The following is a 14,845-nucleotide window of genomic DNA, read 5'->3' as shown; positions in this document are numbered from 1 at the left end:
TATACAACGTGAACGGAACCGAAGAAAGACCCATCGTAAGACCCTTTACCAAGTTATTCAATTTTCGCGATATCGGCGGGCTGGCGACCGCCGACGGTCGCCGGATGAAAGCGGGCGTTTTGTTCCGCTCCGACGATTTATCCCGTCTGACGCTGCAGGACCTAGACAAGCTGAATCAATACGGGTTGAAGCTGATTTGTGACTTGCGCACGCCCGACGAACGACAGAAGAAGCCGGATCGGCTTCCTCCGACCGAAGGGCTGCGAACCGTTCATATCCCGATTTATCCGTTTAAAGAGGGGGAGAAGCTCAATCAAGCGAAGCTGATCGGCATGCTCCTCCGCAAAAGCGCCAAATCCGAATTTGACGCGTTCAACCGGGCTTTCTATCAGAGCATTGCGCATCAAAGCACGACTCAAATTCAGGAAGTGATCTCGCTGTTGAGCGAGCGTTCGAACATGCCCGCATTGATTCATTGTACGGCCGGCCGGGACCGGACGGGCTACTTGAGCGCTTTGATCCAGCTGCTGGTCGGGGTGCCGATGTCTACGGTGCTGGACGAGTATGAATTGACGAACGCGTATTTTCAACCGAGGGTCCGCCCCTTTATCCGGTTCATGCGCTGGGTTACCTTGTTCCAAATCCCACCCGAGCGTTTCGAGGATTTGTTAGTTGTAAAGCGGGAATATTTGGTACGTGTCCTCGAGGAGGTCGTTCAAACCCACGGATCGATGGACCGTTACGTCGCGGATGTGTGCGGCATCGATCCGAGCTGCGTTCAGCGGTTAAAGCAATTGCTGCTTGAAGAAGAGGCGGCGCGATCGGTTGTATAAGGCAGAGATGAAAGAGCTTCGCCCGGATGGGCGAAGCTCTTTCACTGCGCACTGAAGCGCAAACCGTATCTGAATCTGTTAGCTTGATATATATTTAATAACACATATAATTTACGTCATTAAGTATTTCTCCGTTAAGATGGAGAGCAGCTGAATGCCGACCTCGTTTTGCCCGCCTTCGGGGATGATGATGTCGGCATATTTTTTGGATGGCTCGATGAACGCTTCGTGCATCGGCTTGACCGTGTGTAAATATTGATCGTGGATCGATTGGATAGACCGCCCGCGCTCGTGAATATCACGCAGCACGCGGCGCAGAATGCGAACGTCCGGGTCCGTGTCGACAAACACCTTGATGTCGAGAATGCCGCGGAGTTTTTCGTCGGACAATACGTGCAGCCCTTCGATAATGACAATTTTATTCGGCATCAACTCGACCGTCTCCGTTGTCGAACGGCTGTGCATGGAGAAGTTGTAGACGGGCGCCTGGACCGGCGTACGGTGCTGCTTCAACGTCCGGAGATGCTCCAGAAGCAGTTCGTTATCGAAGGCGAGCGGATGATCGTAGTTGATCGATTCTCTTTCATGAAAGGGCAAGTGCGAATGGTCTTTATAATAGTTGTCCTGTGAAATAAACGTAACTTTATCCATCCCGAGACGGTCGATAACCGATCGGGCGACAGTCGTCTTTCCGGAGCCCGTGCCTCCGGCGATACCGATAATCAACATGGTGATCCTTGTCCTCCTGCAGCATACAGTTTCGATTGTAGTATTGTAGCATAAGCGGGGTAGGAAAACGAGTTTGTTCGACAACATGTGCACGCTCGCCGGGATTGATCTTGCTTCCTGTGAAAAACCGCGGTTATACTAGTTCATACGAGGAATTCAGTTCAGATGGGAGTGCTTGAACGTGCGCGTGTTGGTTGTCGAGGATGACGCCCATTTATTGGATGCGATCGTGGCTGTGCTGGAGGACGAGCACTACCAGGTCGATTATGCGGAGCACGGTCATGAAGGATATGCGCTCGCAGAGCAAGGACATTACGACCTGCTGGTACTGGATATCATGCTGCCGGGCATGGACGGTCTCAGCATGATCCAATCGCTGCGAAAGCACGGAATACGTACCCCCTGCCTGTTTCTCACGGCGCGGGATTCGATAGAAGCGAGAGTGAAGGGACTTGATGCCGGGGCCGACGATTATTTGGTGAAGCCGTTTGCGATCGATGAGCTGCTGGCGCGGCTGCGCGCGCTCCATCGGCGCAAGAAAGGCCCGGCGGAAGAAACGCCCCTGACTTATGGCGGCCTCGTTCTGTCGCCGGACGATTGCGAAGCAACCTGCAACGGCACTCTGATCAAGCTGACGAGCAAAGAGTACGAGCTGCTTGCCTACTTGATTCAGCATAAGGAGCAGATCGTTAAGCGCGATCAAATCTTCAACCGGGTGTGGGGACTCGATTCGAATGCGAACGAAACCGCCGTCGACTTGTACGTGCACTACCTTCGCAAGAAGCTGAACGCTTGCGGCTGCGAGTCGTATATTCGTACGGTGCGAAGCGTCGGATATATGCTGAAGGCGGAGGGGGCGCATGTTTAACAAGACAAGGTATCGGTTGGTCCTGTTATTTTCCCTTGTTTTTTTTCTGCTGTTCAATGGCCTGGGCGCGGTTCTCTACTATTCGACCGAGAAGCGGTTATATGCGCAGACGGATCGGGCCATGAAGAACGAAATGAACGGCTTCACGTTCATCAGCAACCGTCAACCGGGCAGAAATTTCCCTTTTCGCCCCCCTCAATTAATGACATTCGTCCAATGGGATGCGCATGGCAACGTACAGTTCCAGGCGCCGCGCGACGGCGTGGAAGAACCGCTGCTCGAAACGTTGAAGCAAGCCGGCGTAGAAGGAGCCTTCGTCAATATCACCGTCCAGGATTCCGAATATCGGGTGTTGACGAAAACGGTTCCGAACGGAAGGCTGCAGATCGCATACAACCTGGAGCCGGAGCGGAACGTGCTGCACAATCTGCTGTTTCTGATCGGAACGGGCAGCCTTGTCAGCCTGTTGATCGCCGTCATGACGGGGTTGTTTCTGGCAAGCCGCGCGCTTGTGCCGATTCAGAAGGCTTGGGAGCAGCAGCAGCAGTTCGTCTCGGACGCCTCACACGAGCTGCGCACGCCGTTATCCGTGCTGCAGCTTCACTTGGAGCGTCTATTCCGGCATCCGGAGCGAACGGTCGAACAGGAAAGCGCGAAAATCGCCGTGATGATCGATGAAACAAAGCGCATGAGCAAGATGGTCGGAGACTTGCTGACGCTCGCCCGTTCCGATTCACACCAGTTCCAGCTTCAATATACCAAGGTGGAGCTGGCCGGCATGATTGTTAAGGTCGCGAACGAGTTCGAGGACTTGTGCCGACTGAAAGGCATCCGCTTGCGAACGTATACGCCCGAGGCTTTGTCCATGACGGGAGATCCGGATTATTTGCATCAGTTGCTGGTCATTGTGCTGGATAATGCGTTGAAATATACACACGAAGGCTCGATAAGCATCCGGACGGAGACGGACGGCAGCTACGTCACCATCGAAATTGCGGATACGGGTATCGGCATCAAGAAGGAAGATTTGCCACATGTGTTCGATCGTTTCTACAGAGCGGATAAGGCGCGCAGGCGGTCGGACGGCGGAGTAGGTCTCGGCTTATCGATTGCGAAGTGGATTGTGGAAGCCCATCACGGCTCCATCCGTGCGGAAAGCAATGAGGGTCAAGGCACGGTCATTCAAATGCGGTTTCCCTGCGAATGGAATCCGAAGCTGCTGAAGAAGAGACGCCGGATTTTTCAATCCTGAAAAATCCGGCGTCTTTTTTTTGCATTTTTTCAGGCTAAACTAAGCTATTCTTAAGCTTTTCAAATTTTATTTTAATAATCTTCTGATTTAATAATCACAGGGAAACGAATTTGAGAAGTTTTATCGGGAGGTACATCGCCAGTGAACAAGAAGAAAACCCTAATCATTGTAGTGGCTGCACTGCTCGTCGCAGGGGGAGGGACAGCGGTTTATTTCACCCAAGGCGCCAAAACGACGAAGCCCGGAGCGACAGCCGGGCAACAAACCGTCAAAGTAACCAGGGGCAATCTTCAGGCTACGATTACCGGCACCTCTCAGCTGGCCGCGGAGCAATTGCAGATGATCACTCCGCCCAAGGAAGGGATGATCAAAACGATCAACCTGGCGCGGAATCAAACCGTTAAGCAAGGAGACCTGCTGCTGGAGCTCACCGATACGAATCTGGTCGAGAAATTGGACAGCGCCAAGATTACTTTGAATCAATACCAGACGGATTTGCAGGATCTTCAAGAGCAGCTGCGGGCGCTGAAGACGACGGCGCCGACGAGCGGAAAGCTGATTTTGGCCGCCAATATCAGCGAAGGCGCCGGCGTTTCCAAAACGACGAAAATCGCGACGATAGCGGATACCGGAACGTTAACGGTCACGCTGCCGTTCATCCAGGAGGAAGCGGCGCAGGCTCGGGTCGGCGATAAGGTGGAATTAACGATCGATGGATTTCTGCTGACCAAGTCGGGCACGATCGAATCGATTTCGACCGGGAACAAGGCAGATTCGAAAGGAAACCGGATCAGCGATGTGAAGATTCGAGTGGATAACGACGGGACGTTGGATGCGGATCTTAACGTTCAAGGCTCTATGTCCGTGAATGGATTGAAGGTCGAGTCGACGGCCGCAGGCAAGCTTCAATACAAAACGACCACGACCGTATTCGCAGGCGTTACGGGGACGATCGGCAAGCTGGAGATTACGGAAAGCCGCAGCGTACGCGCCGGGGAGTTGATTGCCACGATCGTGAACGACAGCTTGTCCAAAGATATAGCGACGAAACAACAGCAAATCGAGCAGCAAACGAAGACGATTCAGGATTTGGAGGATCAGCTCGCGAATTTGAAAGTATACGCGCCGTTCGACGGCGTGTTCTCTACGGATTTTGCAGATACCAAAACGAATGTGCTCGCTTCTTACCGCGTCGGATCGACCATTAAAAGCGATGTTAAATTGGGCGCGGTCGCAAGCCTGAACACCTTGCAGCTGGCGATTAGCGTGGATGAGTTGGATCTGCCTTCCGTCAAGGTCGGGCAGCAGGCGAAGGTGCGTGTCGATGCCATTCCGGGCAAAACGTTCGATGCGGAAGTGACGCAAGTATCGACCGTCGGCACGACTACCAACGGCGTCAGTACATACAGCGTCATTCTGAGCATGAAGAGCAGTCCGGAGCTGAAATACGGCATGACCGCGAGTGCGGACATTATTATCACCGACAAGAAAGACGTGCTCCTGCTGCCGACGCAAGCGGTTCAAGTGAGAAATGGGCGGCATACAGTCTCGATTCAGAAAGCGGACGGCACTCTAGAGCGGAAGGAAGTCAAGGTGGGCGCGAACGACAGCAGCCATGTCGAGATTACCGAAGGCTTGGCCGAAGGCGATCAAGTCGTGCTAGCCGGATCGACCAGAGTGAACAATTTAACCCCGCAGCAAATCGAGCAAATGCGCAACCAATTCCAACAAGGCGCTTCACAATTCGGAGGCTCCGGAGGAAACCAGGGCGGCTTCCAGGGCGGAGGTTTTCCAGGCGGAGGCGGAGGCGGCTTTGGCGGCGGTGGAGGCGGCAACAACAGATAATGCCGGAGAGAGAGGCGAAGCGGTTATGAGCTTGATTGTATTGAAGGATATCGTCAAACAATTCAAACGGGGAACGGAGGATTTGACCATACTGAAGAGCGTTTCCCTCTCCGTCGAACAGGGGGAGTTTATCGCCATCGTAGGTCCCAGCGGCTCCGGCAAATCAACCTTGATGAATACGATCGGGCTGCTTGACGTCCCGACATCCGGCTCCTACGTGTTGGACGGCGTCGTGACGGAGAAGCTGAAGGACGATCAATTGGCGGAAGTGAGGAACAAAAAGATCGGCTTTATTTTCCAGCAATTTAATTTGCTGCCGAGATTAACCGCCATTGAAAATGTCGAACTGCCGATGATATATGCCGGTTTTTCCAAGAAAGAGAGAAGAGAGCGCGGCATGCACATGCTGGAAACGCTCGGAATGGGCCAGCGTTCGCATCACCGGCCGAGCGAATTGTCGGGCGGACAGCAGCAGCGGGTAGCGATCGCGCGGGCGCTCGCAATCGGGCCGGCCATTCTGCTTGCCGATGAGCCGACCGGCGCGCTGGACTCGACCACCGGCCAGGAAGTGCTGGAGCTGATGATCGAGCTGAACCATGCGGGCAACACGATCATTCTGATTACGCACGATCTTCATATCGCAGAGAATGCCAAACGCGTTGTAACGATCCGGGACGGGCACATTGTCAGCGATCAACGCAACGCTGCGCCCGCTCACCGGGCGGTAGCGGAGGTATTGCGATGAGAGTATCGGAACTCATCTCCATGGCGCTCAAAACGGTAACGGCCAGCTGGATGCGAACGCTGCTTACGATGCTGGGCGTTATTATCGGCGTAGCGTCGGTCGTTACGCTAGTCTCCATCGGACGCGGAACTACGGCTGCCATCGAAAAACAATATGAAAATCTCGGAACGAATCTCATCACCGTAAACATTATGGGTCAGGGACGCGCGAACAGCCTGAACTACGACGAAGTGATGCAGTTCGAGCAATTCAAGGAATTCAATTACTTGGCTCCTACCGTCACTTCCTCGGGCGTGAACATCAAGTATGACCGCACGCAGGAGTCCTATAATGTCATCGGGACGAACGACCGCTACTTCTCGATTACGAAATTAAATTTGGCTGCCGGTCGATTGCTCTCGGAATCGGACTTAAGCTTCCGGACCAATGTCGCCGTACTCGGCAGTACGGTTGCAACGGAACTGTTCGAATCGGCGAACCCGATTGGCAAAAAAATTAATATTAAAGGGTACGAGTTTACGGTCATCGGCACGTTAAAGACGAAAGGGACTACGATGGGAACCTCGGTGGACGAATCGATCGTTATCCCGCTGTCAACGGCACAAAGACAGCTGGGCCTTGGCAACATCCGGACGACCTATATCGAAGCGGCCGACAAGGAACAGATGGCGGCGGCACAGAAGACTTTCTCGAATTATTTGACGACCAAGTATAAGAGCGCGAACGGTTTCCGCGTACTGAACCAGGATTCGCTGGTCGAGGCGCGAACGGCTGCGACCAGTTCGTTGACGAGCCAGCTTGTCAGCGTCGCCTGCATTTCCCTGCTGGTCGGCGGGATCGGGATCATGAATATCATGCTCGTAACGGTTACGGAACGAACGAGAGAGATCGGGATCCGGAAATCGATCGGCGCCAAGCGCAAAAACATTCTGATGCAATTTCTGGTCGAAGCCGTCGTCATTAGCGGATTGGGCGGTTTGATCGGGCTGGTTCTGGGGATCGGCATTTCGCTGGCCTGGCCCTACATCAACAAGAATCAAATGACCGTCATTTCATGGGACATCAGCATTTATGCCTTTTTATTTTCCGTTGCAGTTGGCATCCTGTTCGGCATTTATCCGGCGAATAAAGCATCCAAGCTGCGTCCGATCGACGCCTTGCGTACGGATTGACTCTCATTTTTTGGCAAAAGCTCTAAGGAGGCTACAACATTGAATAAAGAACAAAAATTCAATCGACCGCACCGCGTGAAATATCCGCTGATCGCCTGGGCGCTGATCGTGGCTTGCCTGCTGTTATATACCTTGAATCCGGGTGTATCGTTTGCAGGCAAAGAGGGCGTATTTATTAACAACTCGGTCTATTTCACATTGGAAGAAGTCTCGTTAGCGAAGGGAACGGACAGTCAAACGATCCAGTTCCGGGTTCAGTTGAACAACGCCGGCGGTTCCGCGGTTGACTTTAACAACTATGGCGTCCAGGTGACGACAACGGACGGAAAAAGCTATTATGCGCAGCTGAGCGAAAAGGCGGACGCCCTCGTTGCACCTAACTCCAAACGTTCGTTCTCCTTTATTTCCAAGCTGCCCTCGGCCTTAACCGTAGATCAGCTAAAGGTAAGCTTCTTTGACCGCAGTCGGAATCATATGGAGCTGGGCGCGCTTTCCGTTGAAAAAGCGATGTCGGTTCAGCAGAACGATCATCAGTTTGTATTTAATCTTGCGAGCGCAGATTCCACCGTGACCGGCAATACGTTTGTTTCCGTACAAATCGACAAGGCCTTCGCCTATCCGGTAGACGGCAAATGGAACATCACGCTGGACTCGCGAGTGAAAGTATCGGGCGCAAACAGCTGGGATCCGGTCAATATGAATTATGTGCTGCAGGACGGGCAGAGAACGTTCGCTTTGACGGCGAGTAAAGTGGATGAAAGCAAGCTGGACGGATCATCGATCACTCATTTGCTGCTTCATGCTTCGTTGGATGCCGAGCCCGAGCTCGGGAAGGTGAACCTCGGATTGAACAACAAATCGACGGGCAAATCAATCGGAGAAATCGGACTTCAATCCTTGTTCCAATTGGTGCAATTGGGGGAGAAGGCCGCATTTAACGGTCAGGGAAAAGAAGGCTTGTCGGTTGAAGTGACGAAGGCGGAGGAAGTGAGGCAGTCCGGCAAAAGACTGGCGCTGCTTACAGCGGTCGTTCACAACGGCAGCAGCCGTTCGATAGCCAACCCTGATTTGATAGGGCTGCTCGTCTCGAAAGATCAGCAACATTCCGTAACGATGGAAACCATCGTCGGCACCGAGAAATATACGGCTGCCGGCAAGGCGACAACGTATCAGTTTGCGGTAGAGTTGCCTGACGAGCTTGTTTCGAAGGCTTACGAATTTTATTTGTCCGAGAAATCGTCGCAGATGAGCGCAGCCGCCGCTGCGAATACGAACGCAGCCGGCAGCGGACAAGCGGCGGCATCCGGGAACAATTCGGCCGTTACAGGCGCCATTGGCGTTCCGGTCGCGGCTGTGAACCTGGACAACGGTCTTGCTTCGAGCTCTGAGGGAATAACGTCCGGCGCGTACACCTTCGGCACGCCGTTCGTCTTCGAAGCGGACAATAAGACGATCGATTCCGATTTGGAGATGTCTTTAGTTGAAATTAACGCCCACACGAACACGGAGAGCGGCTACCAGTCGGTGATCGCGAAATATAAATTCGTGAACAAAGGGCAGGAGACGCTGGATTTGCCTGAATTTGCGACGGAATTGCAGGATTCGTCCGGCAAGTCTTATCCGGGCGTCAAGCAAACGACGACGCTAACCCAGCTGATTCCCGGTTCGGCCTATGTATACAGCTATTCTTATATGCTGCCGCCTGGCGTTACAGGCACATTCAAGCTGAACATCCTGGAAAATACGGCGAGCGCGCTGAAACTTCCGATCTCGTCGGCTCAAGTGGCCGTACGTTCTTCGGATGAGGATAAACCGGAATTGTTCGGAACGAAGCTCGCGATGTATCCATACGAAGTGAATATCAAGCAGTGGGATTTAAGCGGCAATTACAGTAACAGCACCTGGTCGTATAAACTTATCCTTGATTTAAGCATCAAGAAAGAGGCGCAGGTGATCCTTGACGACGCCATGGCGGCGCTCGAATTCGAATTGGCGGATCAGACCGGCCGCAGCCTCGGCAGTACGACCTACTCGCTGCAGGGCGCGAATAAGCTGATCGACGGGCTGCAGACCGTTACGCTGGCGAGCGTAAGCAACAACCAGTTCAACTATCCGCTCAGTATCCGCATCTATGAAACGGTTCAGACGCCAAACGGTGCGGCCAAGCGATTGTTAACAACCTTGAAACAATAACCATCGACCGGCGGAACGGCAAGAGCTTGTTCCTGCGGGGGGAAGCACTCCGGAAGGCAAGGAGGATTGAAGCGGCGGGGAGCCGGAGGATGCGTGTAGCGCATCGCTGTAAGATGTGGTATGCTCGTTCTAATGCCTTAGGCATTGGTATGATGAGCTGCTGCAGCATCCATACGATTCCCGCCGCTCGCCGGCCCAAGGAGGAAGGCCCTTTGAACGAGAACTTTATTCGAATCAAAGCGCTGGAAGGCGAACTTAAATTATCCCACAAGAAGCGTGATTTCGGGTTGACGGTCTCAACAAAAGAACTGATCTATCAGAAGCCGCACGCCAATTACCATATCCGCTTGGAAGACATTATCAGCATTACCCCGTTCGAACTGCCCGTCGGCACCAAGCCGATGCGGATCAAGCGGGAAAGCTCAAGCGTAAGCGAGACGGTTAACATGCAGACGGGCATGCAGCATTACCGTATTCATGTTAAGGATGCCGTTGTGCATAACCGAAGCGGAATGTTCAGCCTTGGCACGGCACAGTTCATCCTTCCGGTCTTGAACGATTTGCTGCTGGCGATCTCCAAATATGGCGGGCTCGACGCCGTGACTTGAATGAAGTAAGGACCGACTGAAGAGTTTATCTTCGGTCGGTCCTCTTTTTGCAAGTAACAAACGCCTGTTCAGTGCGGCGCGTCGGTCGATTCATTGGATAGCTTAAGCTTCTCCAGCAGATTGAAGAACAGGCTGAGCAGGATGGCGAGCACCGTTGCAAGCGCCATGCCTTTCAAGCTGAAGCTGCCGATGGTCACGGTCGCGCCGCTAAGTCCGACGACGAGCACGATGCTGGTCAGGATCAGATTGGATGTCTTCGAATAGTCGACCTTCGTTTCCACCAGCATCCGGATGCCGGAAGCGGCAATGACACCGAACAGGAGCAACGATACGCCGCCCATGACAGGCGAAGGGATCGTGCTGATGAAGGCGGCCAGCTTACCGAAGAAAGACAGCACAATCGCGATGACGGCGGCGCCGCCGATGACCCAGACGGAATAGACGCGTGTTATCGCCATGACGCCGATATTTTCACCGTACGTCGTATTCGGGGTGGAGCCGACAAAACCCGAAATAACCGTCGAAATGCCGTTTCCAAGCAGAGAGCGGTCCAGTCCCGGATCTTTCGACAAATTGCGGCCGACGATATTTCCCGTTACGATCAAGTGTCCGATATGCTCGGCGATGACGACGAGCGCCGCCGGCGCGATGATCGTGATGGCGGACAGCTCGAACTGCGGCGCGTAGAACGTCGGCACCGTGAAGGTCCGGGCGGCGATGACCGGGTCCAGGTTAACGAAGCCGAGCCCGTAAGCAAGGGCATAACCGCACACAATCGCGATCAGGATCGGAATGATTTTGAAGAAGCCGCGGAAAAGCACGTTCCCGACGATCGTAATCAGCAGCGTGACGGTCGAGATCAGCACGGCATCCGGGTCTATACGCCAATCGGCGCCGGCAGCCGCCGGCTTGATGTACCCGGCCATTTCCGCGGCGACGGGCACAAGCTCAAGCCCGATGACGGCGACGATCGCGCCCATGGCCGCCGGCGGGAAAACCACATCGAGCCAACCGGTGCCTACGGCGCGAATAAGAAGCGCGACGAGGATAAAAATAAGACCCGATACGATAAATCCTCCGAGCGCGGCTTGATACGGCATGCCGGAACTTAAGACGGCGAAGACGGGGGACAGGAATGCAAAGCTGGACCCGAGGTAAGCCGGTATTTTCCCTTTGCACAGCAGCAAGTAAAGCAGCGTGCCGATACCGTTCATCAATAGAATAGTTGCCGGATCGATCTTGAACAACACCGGCACGAGTACGGTGGCGCCGAACATAGCGAACAGATGCTGCAGGCTAAGCGGCAAACTTTGAAGCAGCGGCGGGCGCTCGCCCACCTTCACTTCGCGAATACGAGACAAAATGACGCACCCCTTTGACGAGTAGAATTAATTTAGGCCTGTATGTATCGTCGGCTAATATCATAATCAAATTCCCTTGAAAATACCATTGTTTTTTCTAAATTTTCATCTTTACAATTCGAAGCGTATAATGAAAATTGGCAATTCGATATCGCTCTATCTACGAAGGAGGCATTTCACGATGAACTCGTTTACTTTTCATAACCCGACAAAAATCTTGTTCGGGGCAGGCATGGCCGACCAGCTGGGTCAGCAAGTAGCCGAACTGGGCAGCCAAACCGTGCTGCTGGTTTACGGCGGCGGCAGCATTAAACGAACCGGGCTGTATGACCGGGTGATTAAGCAGCTTCACCAGATCGGCGCACGAATCGTCGAGCTGCCCGGCGTTGAACCGAACCCGCGGGTATCGACCGTGCGCCGCGGCATCAAGCTGTGCCGCGACGAAGCGGTCGATTTGGTACTCGCGGTCGGCGGCGGCAGTGTGATCGACGCAGCCAAGGCTGTAGCGGTCGGTGTTCCTTACGAAGGGGACGTGTGGGACTTTCTGCTTCGCAAAGCAAAGATTGAAGCGGCGCTTCCCATCGCAACCGTGCTGACGTTATCGGCCACGGGCTCGGAAATGAACGGCGGCGCCGTCATTACCGATTGGGAGCAAAATTTGAAGAAATCGTTCAGCAGCCCGTACGCTTTTCCGAAGTTCTCCATTCTGGATCCGACGTTGACGTACACGGTGCCTGCGAATCAGACGGTGAACGGCATTGTGGACATGATGTCGCACGTGATGGAGCAATACTTCAGCCAGACGACGGATACGCCGCTGCAGGAACGGCTGTGCGAATCGATTCTGCAGACCGTCATTGAGAACGGGGAGAAGGCGCTCCAGGAGCCGGCGCATCCGGAAGCGCGCGCGAACCTGATGCTGTGCGGCACCTACGCGCTGAACGGCGGGATGATCAGCGTCGGCATGCAGGGCGATTGGGCGACGCACGCCATGGAGCATGAAGTTAGCGCGGTCTACGATATCGCCCACGCGGAAGGGCTATCGATTATTTTCCCGAACTGGTTGAAATACGTATACCGAGATCGGATCGATCGCTTCGTCCAGTTCGCCGTCCGGGTATGGGGCATTGAACCCGAAGGCAAATCGGACGAGGAAATCGCTCTTGCCGGCATTCAGGCGACCCGCGAATATTTTACGCGCATCGGCGCGCCGTCCCGGTTGAGCGACTTGAACATCGGAGAGGAAAGCTTGCCGCGCATGGCGGAGGAGGCTGTACGCTTCGGTCCGATCGGCTATTTCCGGAAGCTGGGCGCGGATGATGTGCTGGCGATATTGCGCATGAGCTTGTAAATGACAGGTACCGGCCATGAACAATAACCAGCGTTCGCATCGTCTTAACCATGCGATATTCATTCTCGTAACGATTTTATATTGGTGTTCGCTTTACGTGTACGTCCCGATTTTGTCGCCGTACTTGGAGCATTTGGGCGCTTCTTATACGATGATGGGGGTCGTGCTTGGCAGTTACGGGCTGATGCAAATCATTCTGCGGCTTCCGCTTGGCATCGCGTCGGATCGGTTGAAACGCCGCAAGCCGTATGTGGTTCTCGGCATGCTGACCGTCACGTTAAGCTGCCTCTGCTTTGCGATGGGCGAACAGCTCGGTTGGGCGCTTGCCGGGCGGATCATGGCCGGTATATCCGCATCGACATGGGTTGCCTTTACGGTCATGTACGCCAGCCTGTACCGGAAAGAGGAGGCGACGCGTGCGATGGGCATGATCAGCCTGCTCACCGCCGCCGGACAGTTGATCGGCATGAGCGTCAGCGGTTTGCTGGTGGAAACCGGCGGTTGGGCGGCCACGTTCTGGGCCGGGACCATCATTGGGCTGGTCGGATTTGCGCTGGCGTTTGCCTTGAAGGAGCCGAAGGGCGAGATGCATCGGGCGCCGATGCGGTATGAGGATTTGTTCGCGGTCATGAAAGACCGGCTGCTGCTGAAAGTGTCGACGCTTTCGATCTTGGCGCACGGCGTCCTCTTTATTACGATGTTCGGGTTTACGCCTTCGTACGCACTTAGTATGGGTGCCGATCAATTCGACTTGACCCTGCTCGTGTTGGCCTTCATGATCCCGCACGCCTTGACGGCCTACTACTCGGGCCGGCTGCTCGCGCCCCGGTTCGGCGCATGGCCGGTTGTGATGACCGGCTTCGTTGTCAGCGCGATATGCTCGGCAGGAACTACGCTCGTACCGGGTTTCGGACTGCTCGTCGCCACGCAAGCGATTAACGGCTGCGTGCAGGGGCTGCATCTGCCGCTGCTGCTCGGTCTGTCGATCGAGCATATCCCGGATGAGAAACGAGCGACTGCCATGGGCTTCTATCAGGCGGTCTATGCGATCGGCATGTTCGCAGGCCCTTTTCTGGCAGGAGGCTTGAACGAATGGGGAGGCTTGAAGAGCGGATTTTATTTGGCCGGGGCTCTTGGGCTGACCGCCGCCGTATTGACCCGCGTATGGTTTATGGCGAAGAGCAAACGCTCGGCCGTCCGGCATGTTCGGGAGGAAAGCATGTAACAGCAGCGCATAGCCGCCCAGCCTCCGGCGCAAGCTAGGGTTGAGGTGATGCGCGTTGTTCTTGCTGCTGGCCGCAAGCTCCGTCGCTGCTCCGGCCTTCATGTTTGTCATCCGTTTTCTCGCGCCGCGGGCGTCCATCGCTTTCGACGCGGTCGGGGTTGCAGCGATGTACGGGTTCGGATTGTGTACGGCCCGTGCGGTGTTCGATATTGTCGTGAAAGATACCGTGATGATGACCGAAGTGCATAAAGTGTTCTATGATCCTGTTTTTTTGGGCAGCGGGGCCTATTTAGGCGTGTACGCGCTGTATATCGGCTGGTGGACGCTGTTCCGCCGCTATCGTACCGAAGTTTGAAGAATGCCTCTGTCCTGCCGTGCGGGACGGAGTTTTTTTTAGCTCGGAAACCGTAGCGCAGCAGACAAGATCCGGGCTCCGGTCAGGAGCTTTTCTTAAGATACCGGAAGTATTAGTTTTCAGCGGAGCTGAACACTTGCTGTATCGCAAGAAAAGCTGCCTTAAAAACACGAATGTATCTTCCTCGAAAAGGCTCCGGTCAGGAGCTTTTCTTACATCTCCGCGGAATATGGGCTTCCAAACATGTCAGGCTGCCGGCCTGCCGCAAGGCTCCCTGACGTTCCCTCATGGCTAAATGTATAGCGCAA

The 14,845-nt window shown here is 54.4% G+C and carries 13 protein-coding genes; 11 read left to right on the top strand and 2 right to left on the bottom strand.

The window, feature by feature from the left end; genetic code table 11:
• The first annotated feature begins 8 nt into the window (after positions 1-8).
• Positions 9-833: a tyrosine-protein phosphatase gene (locus ACZ439_RS26970; protein ID WP_054795432.1), complete on the top strand. Its 825-nt coding sequence runs from the start codon at positions 9-11 to the stop codon at positions 831-833.
• A 111-nt stretch (positions 834-944) separates the two neighbouring features.
• Here ACZ439_RS26970 and udk read toward each other — a convergent pair whose 3' ends face one another.
• On the bottom strand, positions 945-1,562 hold the full coding sequence (gene udk, locus ACZ439_RS26965) for a uridine kinase (protein ID WP_464620450.1): 618 nt from the start codon (positions 1,560-1,562) through the stop codon (positions 945-947).
• Between the two features lie 181 nt (positions 1,563-1,743).
• Between udk and ACZ439_RS26960 the strand changes: the two genes are divergently transcribed.
• From ACZ439_RS26960 to ACZ439_RS26930, 7 genes are all read left to right on the top strand, one after another.
• The gene (locus ACZ439_RS26960) at positions 1,744-2,430 is read left to right on the top strand and encodes a response regulator transcription factor (RefSeq protein WP_054795522.1); all 687 of its coding nucleotides are present in this window, start codon (positions 1,744-1,746) and stop codon (positions 2,428-2,430) included.
• Positions 2,423-3,682 (top strand): sensor histidine kinase, encoded by a 1,260-nt coding sequence (locus tag ACZ439_RS26955; RefSeq protein WP_054798934.1) that lies wholly within the window; start codon positions 2,423-2,425, stop codon positions 3,680-3,682. Before ACZ439_RS26960 ends, ACZ439_RS26955 begins: the two co-directional genes overlap by 8 nt.
• A gap of 141 nt (positions 3,683-3,823) precedes the next feature.
• On the top strand, positions 3,824-5,527 hold the full coding sequence (locus tag ACZ439_RS26950) for an efflux RND transporter periplasmic adaptor subunit (RefSeq protein ID WP_054795434.1): 1,704 nt from the start codon (positions 3,824-3,826) through the stop codon (positions 5,525-5,527).
• A 25-nt stretch (positions 5,528-5,552) separates the two neighbouring features.
• Positions 5,553-6,272 carry an ABC transporter ATP-binding protein gene (locus ACZ439_RS26945; protein WP_054795523.1) on the top strand — a complete coding sequence of 240 codons (720 nt, stop codon included), beginning with the start codon at positions 5,553-5,555 and terminating at the stop codon, positions 6,270-6,272.
• Entirely contained in the window at positions 6,269-7,444 is a 1,176-nt protein-coding gene (locus ACZ439_RS26940; protein ID WP_127605855.1) for an ABC transporter permease, read from the top strand. The genes ACZ439_RS26945 and ACZ439_RS26940 overlap by 4 nt, the downstream gene beginning before the upstream one ends.
• A 39-nt stretch (positions 7,445-7,483) precedes the next feature.
• Positions 7,484-9,637, top strand: a complete 2,154-nt coding sequence (locus ACZ439_RS26935) for a hypothetical protein (RefSeq protein ID WP_464620449.1) — start codon at positions 7,484-7,486, stop codon at positions 9,635-9,637.
• Between the two features lie 212 nt (positions 9,638-9,849).
• Positions 9,850-10,245, top strand: a complete 396-nt coding sequence (locus ACZ439_RS26930; RefSeq protein WP_054795436.1) for a hypothetical protein — start codon at positions 9,850-9,852, stop codon at positions 10,243-10,245.
• Positions 10,246-10,313: 68 nt separating this feature from the next.
• Here the strand turns inward: ACZ439_RS26930 and uraA are convergent, their stop codons facing one another.
• A complete protein-coding gene (gene uraA / locus ACZ439_RS26925; RefSeq protein WP_054798936.1) occupies positions 10,314-11,606 on the bottom strand; it encodes a uracil permease in 1,293 nt (430 codons plus the stop codon).
• A 181-nt stretch (positions 11,607-11,787) separates the two neighbouring features.
• Here uraA and ACZ439_RS26920 point away from each other — a divergent pair, with 181 nt between their 5' ends.
• The 3 genes from ACZ439_RS26920 to ACZ439_RS26910 are packed head-to-tail and all read left to right on the top strand — an operon-like array spanning position 11,788 to position 14,537.
• Complete coding sequence (locus tag ACZ439_RS26920) at positions 11,788-12,957, top strand: iron-containing alcohol dehydrogenase (protein ID WP_054798937.1); 1,170 nt, start codon at positions 11,788-11,790, stop codon at positions 12,955-12,957.
• A gap of 16 nt (positions 12,958-12,973) precedes the next feature.
• Positions 12,974-14,182: an MFS transporter gene (locus ACZ439_RS26915; protein ID WP_141334775.1), complete on the top strand. Its 1,209-nt coding sequence runs from the start codon at positions 12,974-12,976 to the stop codon at positions 14,180-14,182.
• Between the two features lie 55 nt (positions 14,183-14,237).
• Positions 14,238-14,537 (top strand): hypothetical protein, encoded by a 300-nt coding sequence (locus ACZ439_RS26910; RefSeq protein ID WP_230875937.1) that lies wholly within the window; start codon positions 14,238-14,240, stop codon positions 14,535-14,537.
• Positions 14,538-14,845: the final 308 nt, after the last annotated feature.

The organism is Paenibacillus sp. JCM 9796 (assembly GCF_055379675.1).
This window is presented reverse-complemented; position numbering and strand designations above follow the sequence as displayed.